Source organism: Bacteroides nordii (assembly GCF_019930665.1).
Taxonomy (GTDB): Bacteria; Bacteroidota; Bacteroidia; order Bacteroidales; family Bacteroidaceae; genus Bacteroides; species Bacteroides nordii.
Genome location: NZ_CP082886.1, coordinates 4,483,708 through 4,506,251 on the forward strand (window position 1 = coordinate 4,483,708; position 22,544 = coordinate 4,506,251).

General features: G+C 42.9%; 22 protein-coding genes and 1 tRNA gene. 18 read left to right on the plus strand and 5 right to left on the minus strand.

What is annotated here, in order from left to right; genetic code table 11:
- Positions 1 to 10: 10 nt before the first annotated feature.
- The 5 genes from K8P02_RS17560 to K8P02_RS17580 are packed head-to-tail and all read left to right on the plus strand — an operon-like array spanning position 11 to position 5,498.
- A complete protein-coding gene (locus tag K8P02_RS17560; RefSeq protein ID WP_025866872.1) occupies positions 11 to 1,447 on the plus strand; it encodes a lipopolysaccharide biosynthesis protein in 1,437 nt (478 codons plus the stop codon).
- Positions 1,448 to 1,459: 12 nt separating this feature from the next.
- Positions 1,460 to 2,398: a glycosyltransferase family 2 protein gene (locus tag K8P02_RS17565; protein WP_025866871.1), complete on the plus strand. Its 939-nt coding sequence runs from the start codon at positions 1,460 to 1,462 to the stop codon at positions 2,396 to 2,398.
- The gene (locus tag K8P02_RS17570; RefSeq protein WP_025866870.1) at positions 2,395 to 3,375 is read left to right on the plus strand and encodes a glycosyltransferase; all 981 of its coding nucleotides are present in this window, start codon (positions 2,395 to 2,397) and stop codon (positions 3,373 to 3,375) included. Before K8P02_RS17565 ends, K8P02_RS17570 begins: the two co-directional genes overlap by 4 nt.
- A gap of 30 nt (positions 3,376 to 3,405) precedes the next feature.
- Positions 3,406 to 4,302, plus strand: coding sequence for a glycosyltransferase family 2 protein (locus K8P02_RS17575; RefSeq protein ID WP_195350359.1), 897 nt, complete (start codon positions 3,406 to 3,408; stop codon positions 4,300 to 4,302).
- Positions 4,299 to 5,498: a glycosyltransferase family 4 protein gene (locus K8P02_RS17580; RefSeq protein WP_025866869.1), complete on the plus strand. Its 1,200-nt coding sequence runs from the start codon at positions 4,299 to 4,301 to the stop codon at positions 5,496 to 5,498. The genes K8P02_RS17575 and K8P02_RS17580 overlap by 4 nt, the downstream gene beginning before the upstream one ends.
- Positions 5,499 to 5,516: 18 nt before the next feature.
- On the opposite strand, the gene wecB is transcribed toward K8P02_RS17580, so the two are convergent.
- The gene (wecB, locus tag K8P02_RS17585) at positions 5,517 to 6,644 is read right to left on the minus strand and encodes a non-hydrolyzing UDP-N-acetylglucosamine 2-epimerase (protein WP_025866868.1); all 1,128 of its coding nucleotides are present in this window, start codon (positions 6,642 to 6,644) and stop codon (positions 5,517 to 5,519) included.
- A complete protein-coding gene (gene wecC / locus K8P02_RS17590; protein WP_002558341.1) occupies positions 6,644 to 7,846 on the minus strand; it encodes a UDP-N-acetyl-D-mannosamine dehydrogenase in 1,203 nt (400 codons plus the stop codon). The genes wecB and wecC overlap by 1 nt, the downstream gene beginning before the upstream one ends.
- A 103-nt stretch (positions 7,847 to 7,949) precedes the next feature.
- Here wecC and K8P02_RS17595 point away from each other — a divergent pair, with 103 nt between their 5' ends.
- Both K8P02_RS17595 and K8P02_RS17600 read left to right on the plus strand, forming a co-directional pair.
- Complete coding sequence (locus K8P02_RS17595; protein WP_025866867.1) at positions 7,950 to 9,215, plus strand: glycosyltransferase family 4 protein; 1,266 nt, start codon at positions 7,950 to 7,952, stop codon at positions 9,213 to 9,215.
- The gene (locus K8P02_RS17600) at positions 9,208 to 9,954 is read left to right on the plus strand and encodes a glycosyltransferase family 2 protein (protein WP_002558343.1); all 747 of its coding nucleotides are present in this window, start codon (positions 9,208 to 9,210) and stop codon (positions 9,952 to 9,954) included. The genes K8P02_RS17595 and K8P02_RS17600 overlap by 8 nt, the downstream gene beginning before the upstream one ends.
- A gap of 38 nt (positions 9,955 to 9,992) precedes the next feature.
- On the opposite strand, the gene K8P02_RS17605 is transcribed toward K8P02_RS17600, so the two are convergent.
- Positions 9,993 to 11,054 (minus strand): winged helix DNA-binding domain-containing protein, encoded by a 1,062-nt coding sequence (locus K8P02_RS17605; RefSeq protein WP_223381598.1) that lies wholly within the window; start codon positions 11,052 to 11,054, stop codon positions 9,993 to 9,995.
- Positions 11,051 to 11,749, minus strand: coding sequence for an SIR2 family NAD-dependent protein deacylase (locus K8P02_RS17610; RefSeq protein WP_002558345.1), 699 nt, complete (start codon positions 11,747 to 11,749; stop codon positions 11,051 to 11,053). Before K8P02_RS17610 ends, K8P02_RS17605 begins: the two co-directional genes overlap by 4 nt.
- 219 nt (positions 11,750 to 11,968) lie before the next feature.
- Between K8P02_RS17610 and K8P02_RS17615 the strand changes: the two genes are divergently transcribed.
- The 10 genes from K8P02_RS17615 to K8P02_RS17660 all read left to right on the plus strand — a co-directional run bounded on the left by K8P02_RS17615 (position 11,969) and on the right by K8P02_RS17660 (position 18,870).
- A complete protein-coding gene (locus K8P02_RS17615) occupies positions 11,969 to 12,559 on the plus strand; it encodes an FKBP-type peptidyl-prolyl cis-trans isomerase (protein WP_002558346.1) in 591 nt (196 codons plus the stop codon).
- Between the two features lie 15 nt (positions 12,560 to 12,574).
- Entirely contained in the window at positions 12,575 to 13,441 is an 867-nt protein-coding gene (locus K8P02_RS17620) for an FKBP-type peptidyl-prolyl cis-trans isomerase (RefSeq protein WP_002558347.1), read from the plus strand.
- Between the two features lie 153 nt (positions 13,442 to 13,594).
- Positions 13,595 to 14,059 carry an Lrp/AsnC family transcriptional regulator gene (locus K8P02_RS17625; RefSeq protein WP_002558348.1) on the plus strand — a complete coding sequence of 155 codons (465 nt, stop codon included), beginning with the start codon at positions 13,595 to 13,597 and terminating at the stop codon, positions 14,057 to 14,059.
- 4 nt (positions 14,060 to 14,063) lie between these two features.
- Positions 14,064 to 14,375 carry a DUF4491 family protein gene (locus K8P02_RS17630; protein WP_002558349.1) on the plus strand — a complete coding sequence of 104 codons (312 nt, stop codon included), beginning with the start codon at positions 14,064 to 14,066 and terminating at the stop codon, positions 14,373 to 14,375.
- Between the two features lie 106 nt (positions 14,376 to 14,481).
- Positions 14,482 to 14,555, plus strand: a tRNA-Ile gene (locus K8P02_RS17635).
- Between the two features lie 82 nt (positions 14,556 to 14,637).
- A complete protein-coding gene (locus K8P02_RS17640) occupies positions 14,638 to 15,768 on the plus strand; it encodes a M50 family metallopeptidase (protein WP_025866866.1) in 1,131 nt (376 codons plus the stop codon).
- Positions 15,765 to 16,523 (plus strand): M15 family metallopeptidase, encoded by a 759-nt coding sequence (locus K8P02_RS17645; RefSeq protein WP_007482907.1) that lies wholly within the window; start codon positions 15,765 to 15,767, stop codon positions 16,521 to 16,523. Before K8P02_RS17640 ends, K8P02_RS17645 begins: the two co-directional genes overlap by 4 nt.
- Positions 16,524 to 16,534: 11 nt before the next feature.
- A complete protein-coding gene (locus K8P02_RS17650) occupies positions 16,535 to 17,179 on the plus strand; it encodes an outer membrane beta-barrel protein (RefSeq protein ID WP_007482910.1) in 645 nt (214 codons plus the stop codon).
- Between the two features lie 17 nt (positions 17,180 to 17,196).
- Positions 17,197 to 17,685, plus strand: a complete 489-nt coding sequence (locus K8P02_RS17655) for a hypothetical protein (protein WP_002558353.1) — start codon at positions 17,197 to 17,199, stop codon at positions 17,683 to 17,685.
- A gap of 3 nt (positions 17,686 to 17,688) precedes the next feature.
- Entirely contained in the window at positions 17,689 to 18,870 is a 1,182-nt protein-coding gene (locus tag K8P02_RS17660) for a THUMP-like domain-containing protein (RefSeq protein WP_195449059.1), read from the plus strand.
- A gap of 384 nt (positions 18,871 to 19,254) precedes the next feature.
- Here K8P02_RS17660 and K8P02_RS17665 read toward each other — a convergent pair whose 3' ends face one another.
- Positions 19,255 to 21,069, minus strand: a complete 1,815-nt coding sequence (locus tag K8P02_RS17665; RefSeq protein ID WP_002558355.1) for a mechanosensitive ion channel family protein — start codon at positions 21,067 to 21,069, stop codon at positions 19,255 to 19,257.
- A 178-nt stretch (positions 21,070 to 21,247) separates the two neighbouring features.
- Between K8P02_RS17665 and K8P02_RS17670 the strand changes: the two genes are divergently transcribed.
- Entirely contained in the window at positions 21,248 to 22,201 is a 954-nt protein-coding gene (locus tag K8P02_RS17670; protein ID WP_025866864.1) for a calcium/sodium antiporter, read from the plus strand.
- Positions 22,202 to 22,544 lie beyond the last annotated feature (343 nt).

Here is a 22,544-nt window from a genome sequence, read left to right on the forward strand (position 1 = left end):
CAAATAATTCATGAGCGAATCACTTAAAGAAAAGACAGCTAAAGGATTATTCTGGGGCGGATTCAGCAATGGCATACAGCAATTGTTGAATCTGTTCTTTGGGATATTTCTGGCCCGGTTGCTCAATGCCGATGACTATGGTATGGTAGGAATGCTTACCATTTTTATAGCCGTAGCCGGTACCTTGCAGGAAAGTGGTTTCACCAATGCGCTGACCAACAAACGGGAAGTAACCCATAAGGATTACAACGCAGTATTTTGGTTTAGTACCCTGACAGGGATAACCATGTACATTTTACTTTTCTTAAGTGCTCCGCTGATTGCCGATTTCTACGACAAGCCGGAACTTGTTCCACTGGCACGCTATCTGTTCATCGGATTTCTGATCTCAAGTTCTGCTACCGCACACAATGCCGTCTTATTCAAGAATCTGATGGTAAAGCAAAAGGCAATGTCACAAATTATAGCTTTAACCCTCTCCGGGATTATAGGCGTAATTATGGCGTTCAATGGAATGACATACTGGGGAATAGCTACACAAAGTGTGGTTTATATTCTGGTGGTAACCATCTGCTTCTGGCACTTTTCTCCCTGGCGTCCCACACTCAATATAGATTTCAGACCATTGAAAAGTATGTTCGGATTCAGCAGCAAGATACTGGTTACGAATATCTTCACGCAAATCAATAATAATATATTCTCAGTTCTGTTAGGTAAATTCTTCTCAGAAGCAGAAGTGGGCTATTACACGCAAGCCAACAAATGGAACACAATGGGGCACTCGCTCATCACAGGTATGGTTAGCGGAGTAGCACAGCCTGTGCTTACTGAGGTAGCCAATGACGCGGGACGCCAACGAAATGTATTTCGGAAAATGTTGCGCTTCACTGCCTTTATCTCTTTCCCGGCTATGTTCGGACTGGCACTTATCGCTCATGAACTTATTGTCATTTCGGTAACTGATAAATGGCTGGACAGTGTGCCTATCCTGCAATTATTGTGTATCTGGGGAGCCTTCCTGCCGATATTGTCTCTCTACTCCAATCTTATCATCAGTAAAGGAAAGTCCGACATTTATATGTGGAATACAATTGCCTTGGGGATTCTTCAGGTTATAGTCATTTTACTGGCTTATCCTTACGGCATACATACCATGATCGTTGCCTTTGTGACTGTCAATATTGTCTGGATGCTGGTATGGCACTATTTTGTATGGCAACAAATCCGCCTCAGTCTCTGGAATGCACTGAAAGACGTTATCCCCTTTGCCGCCCTGGCAGGAATCACAATGGTTATCACCTATTATGCAACGCGCAGTATCGGCAACATATATCTGCTGTTCACCGCTAAGGTAGTGGTAGCCGCTATACTGTATACCTTGCTGATGTGGGGAAGCAATTCTGTTGTGTTCAAAGAAAGCATACAGTTTTTGAAAAAGAAGAAGTAGGGAGAAGGAAAGATGATAAGCGTAGTTATACCTTTATATAATAAAGAACGATACATAGAAAGAGCAGTCTATTCGGTTCTCTCCCAAACGTTTCAGCAGTTTGAGATAGTTATTGTCAACGATGGTTCTACCGACGGGAGTGTTTCTGTCATCGAACGAATGAACAATCCACTCATCCGCCTCATCCACCAAAAGAACGGAGGTGTATCTGCTGCAAGAAACCGGGGGATTGAAGAAGCACGTTTTGAGTATATTGCATTTCTGGATGCCGATGACGAATGGAAAGAAAATCATCTGGAAGTAATAGCAGGACTGATAAGAAAATTTCCGGAATGCGGTGTATTCGGTACTTCCTATTATTATACCCGGGAAAACACCTCTCCCGCCACTCCGATTCTACCCGTACCATTCACCTTCAGCGGAGAAGAAGGAATCATAGACAACTATTACGAAATGGCTTCGGGAACCGACTTCCCTATCCATATGAGTTCATATGCAGTCCGTAAAAGAGAAATACAAAAAATAGGCGGATTCCCTGTGGGCATTCCATCGGGCGAAGATGTTATCACGCTTGCCAGACTCCATGCCGTTTGTGACATTGCCTATTCCAAACTACCGACTTCAATCTACTATCTGATATACGAAGGCAAAAACATCCGTCCAGTACTCATGAATAATCCGTTGGACGAAGCGTTCGACAGACTGTTTAAAGAGGCATCACACCGCAAAGGTGTACGCCGTTTCGTTTCATCATGGCACAAGCGAAGAATGGTAGGTGCTATCTATGCAGGTAATTACCTGTTGATGTGCAGAGAATTCTTCATCGCTTTTCGCCTTTACCCTTTGCAAAGGAAATTATACACCTCTCTGCTACTCAGTTTCTTCTCCCGGTGTACGGGAAAAGATTTATACTCCATCAACCGGATTTTAAACAAAAAGAAAAGAACATGACAGCCTCTCCTACCAGTCCCTCTTTCTCTCTTGTATCCGTTGTAATGTGCACTTATAACGGAGAGAAATTTCTGCGCGAACAACTGGACTCTATTGTACAACAGTCCTATCCTATCCACGAGTTGCTGATTCAGGATGACCAGAGCACAGACCGGACAACAGAAATCATAAAGGAGTATCAAGCCCGCTATCCTTTTATCCGATTGCATATCAATGAGAAGAACCTGGGATTCAATGCTAATTTCCATACTGCACTCTGTAGCGCAACAGGTGATTTCATCTCTATCTCCGATCAGGACGATGTCTGGCATCCCGACAAACTTAAAGAGATGATGGCTTGTATCGGAGACAAAGCTATGTGTTTTTCTTTTTCCGCTACACCACAAGATCACTCTATAGATGATATAGAGCGCCGCCTCAACAATAACGAAAGCCTGGAACGACTGCTGTTCTCCAACTGCGTACCGGGACATAGCATGCTGCTACGTCGCAGTATGATAGAGCAGATTCCTTTCTGGGACGACAATGTGCTCTATGACTGGTGGCTGGCTGTCAATGCCCAGCTCTATGGAGGAGTAGCCCGGTGTAATAAGATACTGACCAACCACCGGGTACATCAGGAATCAGCCATGAGCCTTTTTTACCAGAAAAACTATAAAAAAGCGAAACCTTACCTTCCCTATCTGAAAGGTTATCAATCGTACCGGGCATTAAGAAAAAAAGAGAGTTGGCAGAAATTCTACCGCCATATCTATAGAGAAAGCAATGGACAGAAAGAACTAAATACTGCACACCGCATTGTGGACGCTATGTTGGGGAAGAGTTTCTTTTCTTTCCTGAAACTATGCCTGTTCTGCACGATACATAAAGACAAAATTGCAGCGAGAAAAAAGATCAATCACCTGAGAGCATTCTTCTATCCCTGCTTCTATGCATACAAGAATAAATGCTTTAATGACAGAGCGTTTCATGATTAACTCTGCGTGTGAACTATTAAAGAAAAAGCCATGAGAATACTTGTTATCATTGTGAGTTACAACTTTGAGCGCTGGATAGATCGCTGTCTTGGCAGCCTGCGTGAATCGGTACATCCGGTTGACACAGTAGTGATAGATAACTGCTCGTCTGATTCTACTATCCAACTCATTGAACAGCGTTATCCCGAAGTACGCCTCATCAAAAACAAAGAGAACCTCGGCTTTGGACGTGCCAACAATATTGGAATGGAAATAGCCATCAGCGAAGGATATGATGCTGTATTTCTACTCAATCAGGATGCATGGATAGACCCACAAACCATTGGTACACTTGCAGACCTTTGCCAGGAATATCCGGCTTATGGTATCCTCTCTCCGGTACATCTGACCGGTAATGGAGATAAGCCCGAACAAGGATTCAGTGCTTACACCGGTATCCGGCAACTGAGTGATCTGAACAAGGAAGTTCCCATAGTGCAAACAAGTTTCATCAACGCCGCTTTCTGGATGATCCCCGTTGCCGTACTCCATACAGTGGGAGGATTCTCACCTCTTTTTTATCACTACGGAGAAGACAAAGATTACGTCAACCGCCTCAAACACCACGGATATTTCGTAGGATACTCTCCCATAGTATTCGGTTGTCATGACCGGGAAAACCGGAAAGTCAGCCACGAAGTATGGATGCGTTCGGAACAAATATACCTGCTTACTGAATATGCCAACATCAACTACTCGTCTGTACAAGCCTTCGGATACGGCATATTGGCAGGCATCCAAAAAGCATTGCAAATGCTCGTACAAGGAAAACCCAAAGATGCACTGTCCTACCTGGCTATCTCCTGCCGGTTGTTGAAACAGAGTTCCAAAGTGAACCGGTTCCGAAAACAAAGTTGTCAAAGAAAAGCTAATTATTTACATTTATGAAAGTACTCTATACCTTTGGCGGAATGCCCCATTACCTGAATGCCATGCTCAATAAGCTACAGGCGAAAGGTGTTGATATCGTAGTTGTTACTCCACAAAAAGGAAATGCCAGCATCGGCAAAGGAGTAAAAATGGTAGAGAGTGGCTCTTATAAGCGTCTTACCAGCCCGGAAAAAAAGATGTTTTACGGGAAAACAGCTTATCCCCAACTGCCGGAAATTATCCGGAAGGAACAACCGGATATTCTTGTAATGGGATGGCCTTACTTCCTGCAACTGTTCTTTCAGCCGGAACTAAGAAAAGCGGTAAAGAGCTGTGGAACAAAAATCGTCATCCGTGAGATACCATTCCAGACTCCACCCTATGGAAAGATAAGAGCGTTTTTCAAGGCTCAGCCTATGTATGACGAAAACATGCGGTTGCAGAGTACCGGAATGTCATTTTACATCAAACAATGGCTTACAGCACATATCCGCAAATATTGTTATTCAAAAGTGACGGGAACGCTTAATTATTCAACGGCTGCATACGACATCCTCCCTTCCTATGGAGTAGAAAAAGAAAAAATACATGTTACTTATAATTCTACCGACACAGAAGCGTTGCTTCGTGAAAAGGAAAACGTACAGACAGCCCCTTCTATCCTTCCTCCCAATCCAAGACGTATTCTCCACATCGGACGGCTGGTGAAATGGAAACGGGTGGACCTGCTGATAGAAGCTTTACCCAAAGTAATAGCACAGTTCCCGGACACAGAATTGGTGATAGTGGGTGACGGACCGGAGCTGGAAAACCTAAAGCAACAGGCAGAGCAACTGAACCTGAGCAGCTACATCCGTTTTGCAGGTAGTGTTTATAAACCAGAAGTGCTGGGAGCTTATATGAATGAATCTGCTGTATATGTACTTGCTGGTATGGGAGGGCTTTCTATCAACGATGCTATGACTTATGGTATGCCGGTCATCTGCTCTGTATGTGACAGTACCGAACGGGATCTGGTAACCGATGGGAAGAACGGCTTTTTCTTTAAAGCAGGGGATGCCAACAGCCTGGCCGAAAAAATTACAACTCTTTTCTCATCTCCCGAACTTTGTGAGAAGATGCGAAAAGAGTCGCAAAGAATTATTCTTGAAGAGATCAATATCGATACAGTCAGTCAACGATATCTGGACGCTTTCAAAGCATTCATGAGGTAGACTTCCGAGATGTATACTCTATCGCAAAGCTGCTATGATACGTTCGCAGGCATGTCCGTCTCCATAAGGATTGTGTGTCTCGGACATCTTCTGATAAAGTGCTTTATCACGCAATAATGTATTTACATTGCTGACAATTGCATTGTAATCCGTACCAACAAGCTTTACCGTCCCGGCAGCTACAGCTTCCGGACGTTCCGTTGTATCGCGCATCACAAGAACAGGTTTCCCTAATGACGGAGCCTCTTCCTGCACACCACCACTATCCGTCAGCAACAAAAGACTGTGCTGCATGGCATAAATAAATGGCAGATAATCCAACGGATCAATCAGATAGACATTACTCAAACCCGAAAGCAACTCGTAAACAGGCTTCTGCACATTCGGATTCAAATGCACCGGATAGACAATATCTATATCAGGATGTTCTGCTGCTATCTCTTTAATGGCTTTGCAAATATGCAAAAAGCCTTCGCCAAAGTTTTCACGGCGATGTCCGGTGACAAGAATATATTCACGGTCTGTCAAGATATAACCTTTGGCTTTCAGAATCTCATGTAGCTCCTGCTGTTTCTCCGGACTGGCAGATATAATATCCACCGCCATCAACAGGGCATCAATCACGGTATTTCCCGTTACAAAAATACGATTACCATCAATATTCTCACGAAGCAGGTTCTCTTCAGATTGATGGGTAGGAGCAAAATAGTAATGACAGAGACGATCGGTTACCTGACGATTCATCTCTTCGGGCCAGGGAGAAAGCATATCATAAGTACGTAAACCGGCTTCTACATGCCCTACCTTGATCTGCTGATAAAAAGCAGCCAGGCCGGCAGCCATTGAGGTGGTTGTATCACCGTGTACAAGTACCACATCGGGAGCAAACTCTTTGAATACATCACGTAAACCTAACAATACCTTGGAGGTTATATCATATAAATCCTGCCCGGGGGCCATGATATTCAGATCATACTCAGGTACGATACCAAATACTTCCAATACCTGATCCAGCATCTGACGATGCTGTGCCGTGACACAAACCTTCGTTTCAAAGTGTTCTGTATCTCGTTGCAAAGCTTTTACCAAAGGAGCCATCTTGATGGCTTCCGGTCGTGTTCCGAATACCAGTAATATCTTCTTCATTACTTTCTCACTCCGCAAAAATCCAGTTCCAGTTTGCCTTCCTCACGCACCATCTCTACAAAAGGGGTATGACGGACCAGCCAGACTACGATATCTGCCTTCGCATAAGCCTCTTTATAATCCGTCAAATGAAAACTAGGATGTGAACATATATTCGGTTCCACAATCAGTACATCCGCTCTTGACTCTGAAATAATACGGGAAGCAATATATTTGGCAGGAGACTCCCGCAAATCATCAATATTGGGTTTGAAGGCCAATCCCATACAGGCAACAACCGGCTCCCGGTCATTCTTCTCTACAAACCGCTGGCAAGTTTCCATCACTTTGTTAGCACACCAGTCGGCTTTATAATCGTTCGTCTCACGGGCACGCTTGATAAGCTGTGCCTGTTCCGGATAATCAGAGACAATAAACCAAGGGTCTACAGCAATACAATGCCCTCCTACACCACATCCCGGTTGGAGAATGTTAACACGCGGATGTTTATTGGCCAACTCTATCAACTCCCATACATTTACTCCTGCCTTATCACAAATCATCGAAAGTTCATTGGCAAAAGCAATTTGAGAATCACGTGACGAATTTTCAGTAAGTTTACACATTTCAGCCGTACGGGCATTGGTACGGTGCAAAGTACCTTTTACAAAAGCAGAATAAAACTCAATCGCTTTCTCCGTAGATTCCGGATTGATACCACCAATCACACGGTCATTATGAACCAGTTCATAAAGTGTATTTCCCGGTAATACACGTTCCGGACAGTATGCAATGTACAATTTACCTTTCAGCTCCGGTCGTTCTTTATATATAATTTCTGACATCCGCTCGGTGGTAAAAACAGGAGATGTAGATTCAATAACAAATAAATCTCCCGCCTTCAGGTAAGGAATTACCGAACGTGTAGCAGATTCCACATACATAATGTCTGCCCTATGGTTCTGTTTGAACGGAGTAGGTACCACTACAAAGAAAGCATCCGCTGTTTCGGGTTTCGACACAGCCCGAAGATTTCCTTTTTGAACAGCTTCCTTTACTATCTTATCCAAATCCGGCTCTACAATATGTATTTTCCCTTGATTGATAGTGTCCACTACCACTGGATTCACATCTACTCCAATCACCTGATAACCATGAGTTGCAGCAACTGCCGCCGTAGGAAGACCAATATATCCCAAGCCCAAAAACAGAACCTTTTTCATATGTTAAACCTATTTATATATAGTGCTGCAAAAGTACAAATAATCCATGACTTTGTACGGATTCTCACAGAAAACCGCTATTTTTGCCAAAACATTCTGGCGCATGAGAGTACTGATCATAAATACATCCGAACGAATAGGTGGTGCGGCCGTAGCTGCCAGCCGTCTGATGGAAGCACTGAAAAACAATGGAATCAAAGCCAAAATGCTGGTACGTGACAAACAAACCGACCAGATAAGTGTTGTCGGACTCGACCGTAGCTGGCTGACTTTATGGAAATTCGTTTGGGAACGCATTGTCATTTGGAAAGCAAACCATTTCAAGAAAAACAATCTTTTTGCAGTGGACATAGCCAATACAGGTACAGATGTTACCTCCCTCCCGGAATTCCGGCAAGCAGACATTATCCACCTGCATTGGATCAATCAGGGAATGCTCTCACTCAAAAATCTCAGCAAAATACTGGAATCGGGGAAACCTATTGTATGGACTATGCATGATATGTGGCCTTCTACCGGTATTTGTCACCATGCACGCGAATGTACCAATTACCAGCATGAATGTCACCATTGTCCCTTCCTTTATGGCGGAGGCAATAAAAAAGACTTGTCCGCCCGCATATTCAGAAAGAAAAAAGAACTTTATAAAGCTGCTCCTATCACATTTGTAACCTGTAGCCATTGGCTTGAAGAGAAAGCCAAAAGCAGTGCATTGCTCACCGGACACACCGTAACAAGCATTCCGAATCCTATCAATACCAATCTGTTCAGACCCCGTAATAAACAGGAGGCCCGTACACATTTCCGGTTACCCCAGGAAGGAAAATTGTTACTGTTCGGCTCTGTCAAAATCACAGACAAACGTAAAGGAATCGACTATCTGATAGAATCATGTAAGCTATTGGCAGAGAAACATCCTGAGTTGAAATCCTCACTCGGAGTTGTGGTATTTGGCAACCAATCACAACAACTGACTAATTTGTTGCCTTTTCCGGTCTACGCACTCGATTACGTCAGCAATGAGCATGAATTAGTGAATATATACAATGCTGTCAATCTGTTTGTAACTCCCTCACTGGAAGAGAATCTTCCCAATACTATCATGGAAGCAATGGCATGCGGAGTACCTTGTGTAGGATTCAATGTCGGAGGTATCCCGGAGATGATAGACCACCTACATAATGGCTATGTGGCACAATACAAATCGTCTGAGGACTTTGCCAACGGAATTTACTGGGCATTGACAGAATCGGAAAACCCTATATTGGCGGAACAGGCCTCACGAAAGGCCATAGCTAACTATTCGGAAAGTATCATTGCCAAGAAATACATCGAAGTTTATAACAAAATCACGGGAAAGCATGCATAACCATCCTACCCCTAAATTCTCAATTATCACCGTAACTTACAATGCCGGACAGGTGTTGGAAGACACGATACAAAGCGTCATTTCACAAACCTATCGACATGTAGAGTACATTATTGTGGATGGAGCCTCAAAAGATAATACGCAGACGATTATAAACAAATACCGCGAACGGATTCATAAAGTGGTCAGTGAACCGGATAAAGGTTTGTATGATGCTATGAATAAGGGAATATCATTGGCGACAGGTGATTATCTCTGCTTTCTCAATGCCGGCGACAGTTTTCATGAAGATGATACACTGCAACAAATGGTACACTCGATCAGTGGAAACGAACTTCCCGATGTACTGTACGGTGAGACGGCAATTGTAGATAAAAACGGACATTTTTTACGTATGCGCCGCCTTTCGGCTCCTAACGTATTAACCTGGAAAAGCTTCAAACAAGGAATGCTGGTATGCCATCAGGCTTTTTTTGCCAAACATACCCTTATAGAACCATATGATCTGAATTATCGTTTTTCTGCCGATTTTGACTGGTGTATCCGGATTATGAAAAAGGCACGTACCCTACACAATACCCATCTCACCGTCATTGATTATCTGGACGAAGGAATGACTACCCGGAATCAGAAAGCATCTCTCAAAGAGCGTTTTCGTATTATGTGCCAGCATTATGGAGTGATGAGCACCGTAGCACATCACGCCTGGTTTATCATACGGGCTATCTCCAAAAAATAAAAAGCTACCCGGAGGAAGGAAGCGTTTTCCTTATCAGTTCAGTCGGACTCTGAATAAAATACCCGTAATCTGCTTTCTGCCTGTTCTATCATTTCTTTATGAATACGGGGACAACCTTCGAAAAAAGAAGTTACTATTTCAATCTTCTTGTTTTTGCCAACAGTTTTTTTCCAGTTACCCACTACCTTACCATTATACAAGATCACCGGATAAAATATCCCGTACGTATTGAACGCTTTAGGATGATGTTCCTCGGCAAGCACAGCTTTACGTTCTTTATAACTAATAAGATATTCATCATAAGATGGCAGAAAGTGAAGTATATCAGCAGAGTTAATCTCTCCCTGATAAGACTCGTGCACGAACAATTCATAAGAGTCAAAACGTTCCTTCACCAATTGTGAATCAATCAGCCCCATAGCAGTTCTTGCTTCGGTAACTGATAAGCCCGACCACCATACAAAATCTGTCAGACTTGCCGGAGAATGACTACGAAAATAACGCAATGCCAATGTAGCCAAAGCTTCATCCTTTGTCAGTTCTTTTACCGGAGGAACACGTTCTTCAAGCAAAGCATACGTTGCTTTCTTCCCTTTATCAACACCGCTACAAACAATACCTTCCACCTCAGCACGTGCCATAAACCGTGTCATCAATCGATTATCAACAGTCATCCCTTCATTTGCCAGTCCGGCTTCTATCTCTTGCTTAGTCAGACTTTTATTTCCTTCCAGCAGTTTCTCTATTAAGCGGTTACAACGAGAAAAAAGTGCTTCTGAAATATCTACTCCATGTCCCTTCGCGAAGGAGTCATTGGCCGACTTTATACGCTGTGCAGACAGTTTCAGCATCCAGCGTATATCTTCTGCTGCCACTAAATGCCAAGTAGGGCGCATCACATGTGTACGTATTATCTCTCCCCGTGCAAGGGCGTCCTCCACAGCTCTAAGAGTGGGTGATTTTAAGCGGATACCTACAGCCCACTTAGCCATAGCATAATCCTGTCCCTGGATAGCTCCCATCCATGACACAACCTCTTTGGGAGAATTAAAACACGGATTCAGCAATTGCTGACTTATCTGACGAATATTTGCAATCATAGGCCAAGAAGGTGTTTAAGTTCGACAACGCCTTCCGAAGCTCCTTTTTGAATAATATGTATGGAACGGGAAGTATGAGTATCCACCGGTTTAGGATCGATCAGATAAACCTCTGCTGTACGTGGCACATAATTCAACAACCCGGCAGCCGGATAGACATTCATGGAAGTTCCGATAATAACAAATACATCCGCCTTCTCCACAATATCAATGGCTGCCTCTATCATTGGTACAGCCTCACCAAACCAGACTATGAAAGGACGCAGCTGAGAACCGTCTCGGGCACAATCCCCCATACGTACTTCATATTCCTCCGGTTTCAATTCCTTTATATAATGAGGATTATTCGGATCACGGCTGGAACATACTTTTGTCAATTCACCGTGTAGATGAATCACATGTGTACTCCCTGCCCGTTCGTGCAGGTTATCAACATTTTGGGTAATTACAGTCACATTAAAGTGTTTCTCCAACTCTGCCAACAATTCATGCCCGCGATTAGGCTTCACATCCAACAGTTGTTTACGCCGCTCATTATAAAAATGAATCACCAGTTCCGGATCACGTGCATACCCCTCCGGAGTTGCTACCTGCTCCACCGGATACTTATCCCATAACCCACCAGCATCACGAAATGTACTGATCCCACTCTCCGCGCTCATCCCCGCACCTGACAAAATGACTAAATTCTTCATGCTTCCTTTTTTACATTGATTCAGATATATAGCAAAAGTAAACAGAATAATTGAATAATAAAGCGAATAAAAACAGATAACTTATACAGTGATAAGAAATTTTAAATCCAAAAAGCCCGATCATTCAAATAAAACATGTATTTTTGCCAATTGTTAATTTGCAATTGATTGAGAGTGAAAGATTCAAGTTTCTTCCTCCAATCTCCAACAAAAATATATATGGATAAATTTAGTTATGCAATCGGCCTTGGAATCGGCCAGAACTTGTTAGGTATGGGTGCCAAAGGCATCTCGGTAGAAGATTTTGCTCAGGCAATTAAAGATGTACTGGAAGGTAATCAGACAGCTATCAGCCACCAGGAAGCCCGCGAAATAGTAAATAAATATTTCGAAGAACTGGAACAGAAGATGAGTGCTGCCAGCATTGAACAAGGAAAAGCATTCCTGGAAGAAAACAAGAAAAAAGCGGGTGTTGTAACCCTTCCAAGCGGACTGCAGTACGAAATAATCACCGAAGGAAAAGGCAAACTGGCCAAAGCCACCGATCAGGTGAAATGTCACTATGAAGGTACACTTCTTGACGGAACACTATTTGACAGCTCTATCAAGCGCGGACAGCCTGCCGTATTCGGTGTAAACCAAGTGATCCCGGGATGGGTAGAAGCATTGCAGTTGATGCCGGAAGGTTCTAAATGGAAACTGTATATTCCGTCAGATCTGGCTTACGGCGCACAAGGTGCCGGAGAGATGATTCCACCGCACAGCACACTGGTATTCGAAGTAGAATTACTTGAAGTTTTAAACAAATAATTTTTTAAAAGCAAAATGAAAAAGATTACAATCCTGGCAGCAATCGCTGCCGTAACTGGTCTTGCATCATGTACAGCCCAGGCTCCTAAAGCAAATCTAAAAACAGAACTCGATTCACTGTCTTATTCAATCGGTATGGCTCAGACTCAAGGTCTGAAAGGCTATCTAGTAGGACGTATGGATGTTGACACAGCTTACATGGCTGAGTTCATCAAAGGTGTAACCGAAGGTGCCAACAAAACCGGAAAGAAAGAAGCCGCTTACATGGCAGGTCTTCAGATTGGTCAGCAGATCAGTAACCAGATGATGAAGGGTATTAACCACGAACTATTTGGTGAAGATTCAGTAAAAACTATCAGCAAAGAAAACTTCCTTGCAGGTTTCATCGCAGGTACACTGGAAAAAGGTGGCTTGATGACTATGGAAAAAGCTCAGTCATATACTCAGACAGCTATGGAAGCTATCAAAGCAAAAGCTATGGAAGAAAAATACGCTGACAACAAAGCTGCCGGTGAAAAATTCCTTGCTGAAAATAAGACTAAAGAAGGTGTAAAAACAACTCCGAGCGGATTGCAGTATAAAGTAATCACTGAAGGTAAGGGTGAAATTCCTGCTGATACTTGCAAAGTGAAAGTAAACTATAAAGGTACTTTGATTGACGGTACTGAATTTGATAGTTCATACAAACGTAACGAGCCAACTACTTTCCGTGCTAACCAGGTTATCAAAGGTTGGACAGAAGCATTAACTATGATGCCTGTTGGTTCTAAATGGGAACTTTACATCCCACAAGACTTGGCTTATGGCTCAAGAGATCAGGGCCAGATCAAACCGTTCTCAACTTTGGTATTCGAAGTTGAATTGCTTAGCATCGAAAAGTAAGCAAATTATCCCTATAAATAAAAAGAGGTGCAAAGAAATTTGCGCCTCTTTTTTGCTATTTCCTATTTTTTATCTGTTTTATAGAGAGAAATTAAAATAAATCTCTATATTTGCTTACTATTTGATAACAATTGGAAAATATACTCATTAATTATGGAAAAAATAGACAACCTTGACAGGCAGATTCTTGAGATCATTTCTCAGAATGCCCGCATACCTTTTAAAGATGTAGCAGCAGAATGTGGTGTCTCACGTGCAGCCATCCATCAGCGTGTGCAACGCCTTATAGATCTGGGAGTTATTGTAGGATCGGGTTATCACGTAAACCCCAAATCACTTGGATACAGAACTTGTACATACGTTGGTATTAAGCTTGAAAAGGGTTCTATGTACAAATCGGTGGTAGCCGAGTTACAAAAAATACCGGAGATTGTAGAGTGTCACTTCACTACCGGTCCATACACCATGCTGACTAAACTCTATGCATGCGACAACGAACACCTGATGGACTTGTTGAATAATAAGATGCAGGAGATACCAGGCGTTGTAGCTACTGAGACCCTGATCTCCCTGGAACAAAGTATCAAGAAAGAAATTCCTATTCGCATAGATAAGTAAACCAATGGAGTTCTTGAACGAATATCATCTGGCAGGACTTCTAATTGGCATCTGTACTTTTTTAATCATCGGACTCTTTCACCCGGTCGTGGTAAAAGCCGAATATTATTGGGGTACTAAATGTTGGTGGATTTTTCTGGTATTGGGAATAGCCGGCGTATTAGCTTCATTAAGTGTAGACAATATTCTCGTTTCTTCCCTGTTAGGCGTTTTTGCTTTTTCTTCGTTCTGGACTATCAAAGAGGTCTTTGAACAAGAAGACCGGGTTAGAAAAGGATGGTTCCCGAAAAACCCCAAGCGTACTTATAAATTCTGAAACATTGAAAGAATATAAGAAACTGTTTTGATTTTGCTCTAAAAAGTTTGCATATTTCGGGAGAAAATACTAATTTTGTCCCCGCATCCAAGATAAAAGGATACACGGGCTTTTAGCTCAGTTGGTTAGAGCAACAGACTCATAATCTGGAGGTCCTTGGTTCAAGCCCAAGATGGCCCACTTAAAAGAAGACTATAGATCGATGATTTATAGTCTTTTTTTTATAAGAACAGGTACAAAAACTAATCAGAAACAAACTGTTATGAAAAAAGTCCTCAAGTTCGCAGGTAGCCTGATTATTGGTATGTGTATGGGTGCTGCCGGTGTAATACTGGGAATCAGCTGGTTTACCGGGACCTCACTGACTGCATTTCTCGAACATCTGAAAATCGAGACACTACTAAGTAGTATGTTTATATCGCTCATAAGTCTTTTTATTGCCGGTTACCTGCAAATTATCCTACATGAAGCAGGACATTTGCTTTTTGGATTAGCCACCGGTTACAAATTTATCTCTTTCCGTATCGGGAAACTAACATTAATCAAAGAAAAAGGAAGATTCAAGATAAAGTACTTTAAGATACCCGGAACGGCTGGCCAATGTCTGCTTCTCCCACCGGATGTAAGTCCGCAACAACTCCCGTTCATTCTCTACAATCTGGGAGGTGTATTAATGAATCTGTTCTCGGCAATAGTAGCAATCTTATTATTGACTACAATTCCTTCTATTTTTACTCCCTTCAAACTATTCCTTCTATTTACCGCCCTTATCGGAATTCTATTCGCACTACTCAACGGAATTCCAATGAAAAGAAGTGGTATTGTCAATGACGGCTATAACCTCAGGCTGATGCAAAAGTCGTTGGAAAGCCGCCATGCCTTAATACTCCAGCTTAAGGTAAATGCTTTGTTTCAGGAAGGTACCCGGTTGAGGGATATGCCTGCCGAATGGTTTACAGGAGAAGACACAGAGTACAGTAATCCGTTGCTGACCGGTGTTAAGGGATTTTGTGTATCCCGGCTTATAGATCAGAAAGAGTTTGCACAGGCTGAAAAACTATTGCAAGAGATACTTGCACATCGGGAAGAGATTATTCCTATCTTCGTATTGGAAGCCGAGTGTGAATTACTTTTTCTGGAATTGATTGGACAATGTCGTTCAGAAGTAATAGAGGAATTATACAGTACTTCCTTGCAACAATATATCAGCCGGTTCGGAGAAACCTCAACCGGCAAACAGAGGTTGCAATGTGCACTCGCACTCTTATGGAAGAAAGATCGGAAAGCTGCGGAAGAAATATATAATAGTGTATGCCGGAAACGGAATCATTACCTCATGAAAGCAGAAACAGAAATGGATATTGAACTCATGGAATGGACGCTCCAACGATGAAATACAGAAAATGGGGACTCCTGGCATTCTGTCTGCTACTCACAGCATGTCATACCGGAAGAAAACCGACGGGAGAAAAGACAACAGTCATTTCTCCTGTAGAAACTATTGCTACAACAGAAGAAACCCAATCGCCCGTTATAGAGAAGAGCCGTATAGCACTCTATCTTGACTCGCTCGGACTTATAAATATCCAAAGCGCAGACAGTAGTATTGCTGTAAAGTTACTGTATGCAACCCCGGAAAACTTTACAGGAGAACTACTCTACGAAGATTTAAAGGACGCCTATCTGCATCCGGATGCTTTAAAATCACTGCTTCGTGCCCAACAGTTATTGAAAGAGAAACACCCCGGATACAGCCTGATTGTTTACGATGCTGCCCGTCCCATGTCCGTACAGAAAAAGATGTGGAATGTAGTGAAAGGTACTTCAAAAAGCATCTATGTATCCAATCCTTCCCGCGGTGGAGGACTCCATAACTACGGACTGGCAGTAGACATCAGCATTCTCGATAATAATGGAGTTCCTCTTCCTATGGGAACGGAAGTAGACCATTTGGGTGTCGAAGCTCATATCACCCACGAAGCTGAATTAGTAAAAAGCAGAAAAATCAGCGAGGAAGCTGTAAGAAACCGGCAACTACTCCGACTCATTATGAGAGAAGCAGGTTTTCGTGCACTCAACAGTGAGTGGTGGCACTTTAACCTGTGCAGCAGAGAAGTAGCTAAACAAAGATATAAACGAATCGAATAATACCATCTATTATGCTTAAAAGAAAACAAAACCTGTTGTTGGTTTTTCTAACAATGTGGTGTATCGCCTTACCGGCACAAGAAACCACAAAGCAACAGCACACATTCTCCTTCCATACCGGATACGGGAATATGCTGAAAGGAACTGCCGGACTAACCAACAGTTCAAAAAGTTACGAGCGTAGCCTTTCAGAAGGGGTTAGCTGGGATGCTCAATATTATTACCGTCCGGCAGATATAGTCGGAATAGGATTCCTGTATTCAGGATTCTCTTCCCAGGGAAGCCACGAAGAAGGAAGCGATCATCTATACACACACTATTTTGCTCCCCAGGCAGGGATCTATTGCCTTCGGACAAAATGCTTTTTCATTCGCTTGGATGCAGGTATAGGTATATTGTCATATAGGAACTACAGTAAAGTATTCGATAAAAGCAGACGCGTAACTGCAACTTCCTTTGCCACTAATGCAGGGCTCAACGCTACCTTGAAAATAACCCGGCAATGGAATATAGAAGCCGATATACAATACGTAGCCTCCAATATTCACAAAATATACCCACGTTATCATAATGAAACGACTACCGTTAAATTCCGCAACGACCCGTTATCGGTAAGCCGACTTAATCTTTCAGCAGGAGTCTCTTTCAATTTTTAACCTGAAATATATACAATATGATGAAGAAATATATCCTCATTCTTCTTTCCGTTCTTTGCTGTATCGGTTGTGACAGAGAAGATGAAACAGTAGACATTACAGTGATGCCACCTGCTACTACTATTGGTGCAGAGACGTTTGGCTGCCTGATAGACGGCTGGTTATATGTCGGAGGCAGATACCGGGATTACGGTTATTGGTTCGGCCCTTCCGTAGACAGTCCGTCAATCAAATTCTTATACAATGAGAAGCAGGCAGAAGTAGACGTATCTGTCATGGTAAAGCAAGACAGATACATCCGGTTTACCATAGTATCTCCTCAGGAAGGACAAGAATCGGAGTTTACTAACGCACGCTTTGGAGAAGAGAAATTAAAAAACGGAACAGTTACCATCACCCGTTTTGATACGGAACGAAATATCATCAGCGGAACATTCAGTGGAGGCCGGATCACTAACGGCCGCTTCGATGTTCATTATAAAGATCAGGAAGAAGATCTCATGTAATTTATGGAACAACTATCACAACCTACTATCGAGTTTATTCGTGCCCATAGTCGGGATGACGTCCGGCTACTAGCATTACAGGCTCCCAGATATCCGGACGTGGATATGCCTGCCGCTATTGTACAAATAGCCGGAAGACAGGCTGCTGCCAATAAAATACCTTCGTGGCAATCTATTGAGGAGCTATGGTATCCGCGTCATCTATCGATGGAACAATGCTCCTCTGAAATAACAGCACAATACAAATCGACGCTGGCAGACGGAGAGACATTAACCGACCTGACCGGAGGTTTCGGGATAGACTGTGCTTTTATGGCAAGCAGGTTTCGTAAAGTGTCCTATGTGGAACGGCAAGAAGAGCTCTGTGAAATCGCAAAACATAACTTCCCCCTACTCGGGCTGAAACATATTACGGTATATAATGAAGACGGAGTAGCTCATTTACAAAAGATGGAACCGGTGGATTGTATTTTTATTGATCCGGCACGCCGGAATGAACATGGAGGAAAGACAATCGCCATATCAGACTGTGAACCTGATGTAGAAGAGTTAGAAGAGTTATTGTTGAGCAAAGGCAAACAGATCATAATCAAGTTATCACCCATGCTGGACCTTACCCTTGCACTAAAAAGTATGAAGCACGCCCGGGAGGTGCATGTCATCTCGGTAAACAATGAGTGCAAAGAGCTATTGCTGATAATAGGAAACGAACCCTCCCGGTTGATTCCTATCCATTGCATCAATCTCACCTCCAAAGAGAAACAAACCTTCACTTTCACCCGGGAAGGGGAACTTACTTCCGAATGTCTCTATACCAAAGAGCTTGGTAAGTATCTGTATGAGCCGAATGCTTCCATCCTTAAAGCGGGTGCATTTCGCAATATTGCCTCCCGGTATGAAGTAAAGAAGCTGCATCCGAACAGCCATCTCTACACTTCGGATCTGTGGATAGAGAACTTTCCGGGAAGATCTTTCCTGATAACCGGACAATGTTCCTTCAATAAGAAAGAAATAAAAGAAACCATCGGGGAGCTAAAGAAAGCCAATATCACCGTTCGTAATTTCCCGGCTACGGTAGCAGAAATACGAAAGCGAACCAAGTTGTCGGATGGAGGGGAGGTTTATCTTTTTGCAACCACTCTATCCAACGAGCAGAAGGTATTTATAAAATGCAGTAAAGTATAGAATGAATAAGAGATCCGATACAGGATTAACTGACTCTTTATAAATAACCACTGATTCGCATAAATAATAAGTTCTTGCCAAACAAAGTTCTATTATTTTACATAGGATGTTTCTCCGGAGCTGCACGCCCCGCTCGGCTCCGGGGAGGACGTTCCTCGGCTCCGGGGAAGAGGTGCTTCGGCTTCGAGGAGGAGGCTGCTCGGCTCCGGGGAGAAAAAGAGGCCAAACAGACATTGATAATCAAGAGGTTACAGAAGCGCATTTTATCGTTTCGGGATATGCATGAATGACAATATTACTTTACATAGCTCCAAGCATTACCTAATAAAGCCCATATACAGTAGGCTGCCAACTTTCTGAATGAGAAACGATATGATCTCGGTTTTACCCTTCTTTAGTCTCCTCCGGTTTCAATCCGCTTTTAGGAATAGTCGTCTCATTTCCATCGCGTACTGCCATATAATGCGGAGACATAATCTCAACATCCGCCTCAGCAAATACATCCTGAATACTCTGATACAGATTGGAATAAATCTGTGCTAACTGGTCCGCCTCTGTTATATACGCATTAATCTGATACACCGGATACCAATCCTGCAATTCCGTTTCAAGTACAAACGGTTCGGGATCCGCCGCGACTCCCTGCGTTGCTTGTGCTGCTTTCAGGAGCAACGAATGCACTTTACGCCAGGGTACATCATATCCGATGCTCACTTCTGCATGAATAATCAATCCGTAGGTTCGTGCCGATGCACTATAATTCACTGTATGAGAAGACATGATGAAGGAGTTGGGAATAGTGACCAGCTCATTCTTTGGCGTACGAATACGTGTCACAAGCGGGGTTTTCTCTATGACATTCCCGGTGGTATCATTCAGCTTGATACGATCTCCCAACTTAAACGGACGCATATAGGTAATAACCAGCCCGGCAATAATATTCCCAATCACCGTACTTGACCCCAATGAAACAATCAGTCCGACAAAGACTGAAATTCCCTGAAAGACTCCCGAATCGGAACCCGGCAGATAGGGGTAGATCATCGCAATCATGAAAGCGTATAACAGGAAACGTATAATATGGAAAGTAGGCATCGCCCAATCCGGGTAAAAGCCATTCAGTTTCAATCTGTCAGACTGTACTTCTGTAGCCAGGTAATGAACCAACCGCACCAAGTATTTCACAGCAAGGCATATTACGAAAATAGTGAACAGGTTCGGAATATAATCTATCACCCCACCAAATATACTTTTCACCGGATTCCAGATATATGAGAATATCTGATAGGCCAGCTTTTCGGTCTGCGGGAAAATGGAAAATAGCAAGGGGACCGTAAGAACTAACTGAAGCAACATGAAGGCATAACGCAATATATTGGCCAGGAATATAAGCAGATTAACCTGTTTCTGAGTATCCAGTAATTCATAATCCTGAATCGAAATAGGCTTTAGCTTTGTGTCCTTCAATCGTTGAATACGTATCTTTAGTTTCTTAAATAGCCAAGTAGTAGCCCAAAACAGCAGATACTGCCCGAGCAATACCAACACAAAAAATATAATCCTCTTACCCAACTGCCACAAGCTGTGTTCTTTTTTCATATCCTTCAGCTTGTCTACCACTATGTGTCGTTTATCGGCAGCAAGCTGGTCACGTGTGCGACCTTCCCACAACCCGTCCTGATCAGTAAATGAAGCCAATACTTTATCGCCATACATTAAATCGGTCACAATGTCGCTACTCTCCAAATACAGGGAATCCGGCTTGAGATTGAATCGCTTGCCCAACTCTGTGATAGCAGTGGCATTCATCACCGCCCGTTGTTGGGGGGTATGTCCGCCCCGTTTGGCATATATATAAAAAAGCGTATCCCCTTCCACAACCACGGGAACACCTTGAGTGAACTTACGCAATGAGTCTATACGCAACTTTTGCTGAACCAATTTTACAGAATCAGCAGCATATGCCTGCAATTTCAGTTGTTCCATCTCCATCCGCATATTGGCTTCGTTCAGCCTGGCAGTTTCAAGTTCCCTTTTCATGTCGGCAATGTTCGCCGAATCAGAATCACTCCTTATGACAGAATGAGTTTTCAACGTATCGTCACCAAGAAATTCACGAACTTTCTCGACCAGCTGAGCAGACGCTCCGATAGTAAATACCAAAGAGATGAAAAGACAAAATAAACGATTCTTCCTCATACAAAAAACACTTATTAACCTTGCTATAGACAAATAAACGTGCCAAACATACGGAATGTTTTTGATATTTCAGTGGGAATGAATATATTATTTGCTCAAAAAGATACGTCCGATAATTCTCAACACGGTTCCAGTTTTAATTAATTCCGTTATCTTTGTAGCAAAAATCAGGACCCAAATGGATATATTACTTCTCATCGGAGGACTTCTCCTCATTCTAATAGGCGCTAATGGCCTGACGGACGGAGCCGCATCTGTTGCCAAACGATTTCGTATCCCATCCATTGTCATCGGATTAACAATCGTTGCATTCGGCACTTCAGCCCCGGAACTGACAGTCAGTGTATCTTCCGCATTAAAAGGAAGTGCAGATATTGCTATCGGAAATGTAGTGGGAAGCAATATTTTCAATACACTGATGATAGTGGGTTGCACTGCATTGTTTGCTCCTATCGTCATCACTCAGAACACACTAAAGAAAGAGATCCCTCTCTGTATTCTCTCTTCCATCGTATTACTGATATGCGCCAATGATGTTCTATTGGACCATGCTGCCCAAAACGTGCTCAGCATCACCGACGGGCTACTGCTTCTGTGTTTCTTCGCTATTTTTTTAGGATATACCTTTGCCATCGCATCCAACGGTAAGAGTGAAGGAGCAGATGAGGAGATACGCCAGTTACCCATATGGCGCTCGGTGCTCTATATCATAGGTGGACTTGCGGGGCTCATTTTCGGTGGACAATGGTTTGTAGAAGGAGCCGGTAATATTGCCCGCAGCTTGGGAGTCAGTGAATCAGTCATCGGACTGACGTTGGTAGCAGGAGGTACTTCGCTACCCGAATTAGCAACTTCGGTGGTTGCCGCATTGAAAAAGAATCCGGAAATAGCTATCGGAAATGCTATCGGCAGCAACCTGTTCAACATTTTCTTTGTACTTGGATGTAGTGCATCCATCACTCCGCTCAGCCTAAGCGGCATTACGAATTTCGATTTGTTGGTATTGGTAGGCTCAGGAGTACTGCTATGGTTATTCGGGCTCTTTTTCGCCAAACGTACTATAACGCGGATAGAAGGAAGCATCCTGATACTTTGCTACATAGCATATACTACAATTCTTATCTATAAGTAATCGTTCTAAATTATATGATATTATTATTGAAACGCAGAAACTCGCAGATTCACGCAAAGAATATCATCGCTCAAGTATAGCGCAGCTATTTAATCTGCGAAAATCTGCGATCATTTGCGTTTCAATAAAACGCTGTCATAGTATGAACTAAATTTGAAATTCCACAGGAGTTTCACAGAGTTTCGTTACCTGGCGAAACGCAGATAATCGCGAATCAGCACAGATGAAAAGACGGACACTCTTTCTCATCTATCTATTTGTCTGCACAAACCTGTATTCATCTGCATTTTAACGATAATCCATCGTCCACCGTACTTCCCTGTACGGAAAACCCTCATATGTG

Coding starts and splice junctions, on each gene's coding strand:
- K8P02_RS17560 (WP_025866872.1), top strand. CDS start 11: ATGAGCGAATCACTTAAAGAAAAGACAGCTAAAGGATTATTCTGGGGC.
- K8P02_RS17565 (WP_025866871.1), top strand. CDS start 1,460: ATGATAAGCGTAGTTATACCTTTATATAATAAAGAACGATACATAGAA.
- K8P02_RS17570 (WP_025866870.1), top strand. CDS start 2,395: ATGACAGCCTCTCCTACCAGTCCCTCTTTCTCTCTTGTATCCGTTGTA.
- K8P02_RS17575 (WP_195350359.1), top strand. CDS start 3,406: ATGAGAATACTTGTTATCATTGTGAGTTACAACTTTGAGCGCTGGATA.
- K8P02_RS17580 (WP_025866869.1), top strand. CDS start 4,299: ATGAAAGTACTCTATACCTTTGGCGGAATGCCCCATTACCTGAATGCC.
- wecB (WP_025866868.1), bottom strand. CDS start 6,644: ATGAAGAAGATATTACTGGTATTCGGAACACGACCGGAAGCCATCAAG.
- wecC (WP_002558341.1), bottom strand. CDS start 7,846: ATGAAAAAGGTTCTGTTTTTGGGCTTGGGATATATTGGTCTTCCTACG.
- K8P02_RS17595 (WP_025866867.1), top strand. CDS start 7,950: ATGAGAGTACTGATCATAAATACATCCGAACGAATAGGTGGTGCGGCC.
- K8P02_RS17600 (WP_002558343.1), top strand. CDS start 9,208: ATGCATAACCATCCTACCCCTAAATTCTCAATTATCACCGTAACTTAC.
- K8P02_RS17605 (WP_223381598.1), bottom strand. CDS start 11,054: ATGATTGCAAATATTCGTCAGATAAGTCAGCAATTGCTGAATCCGTGT.
- K8P02_RS17610 (WP_002558345.1), bottom strand. CDS start 11,749: ATGAAGAATTTAGTCATTTTGTCAGGTGCGGGGATGAGCGCGGAGAGT.
- K8P02_RS17615 (WP_002558346.1), top strand. CDS start 11,969: ATGGATAAATTTAGTTATGCAATCGGCCTTGGAATCGGCCAGAACTTG.
- K8P02_RS17620 (WP_002558347.1), top strand. CDS start 12,575: ATGAAAAAGATTACAATCCTGGCAGCAATCGCTGCCGTAACTGGTCTT.
- K8P02_RS17625 (WP_002558348.1), top strand. CDS start 13,595: ATGGAAAAAATAGACAACCTTGACAGGCAGATTCTTGAGATCATTTCT.
- K8P02_RS17630 (WP_002558349.1), top strand. CDS start 14,064: ATGGAGTTCTTGAACGAATATCATCTGGCAGGACTTCTAATTGGCATC.
- K8P02_RS17640 (WP_025866866.1), top strand. CDS start 14,638: ATGAAAAAAGTCCTCAAGTTCGCAGGTAGCCTGATTATTGGTATGTGT.
- K8P02_RS17645 (WP_007482907.1), top strand. CDS start 15,765: ATGAAATACAGAAAATGGGGACTCCTGGCATTCTGTCTGCTACTCACA.
- K8P02_RS17650 (WP_007482910.1), top strand. CDS start 16,535: ATGCTTAAAAGAAAACAAAACCTGTTGTTGGTTTTTCTAACAATGTGG.
- K8P02_RS17655 (WP_002558353.1), top strand. CDS start 17,197: ATGATGAAGAAATATATCCTCATTCTTCTTTCCGTTCTTTGCTGTATC.
- K8P02_RS17660 (WP_195449059.1), top strand. CDS start 17,689: ATGGAACAACTATCACAACCTACTATCGAGTTTATTCGTGCCCATAGT.
- K8P02_RS17665 (WP_002558355.1), bottom strand. CDS start 21,069: ATGAGGAAGAATCGTTTATTTTGTCTTTTCATCTCTTTGGTATTTACT.
- K8P02_RS17670 (WP_025866864.1), top strand. CDS start 21,248: ATGGATATATTACTTCTCATCGGAGGACTTCTCCTCATTCTAATAGGC.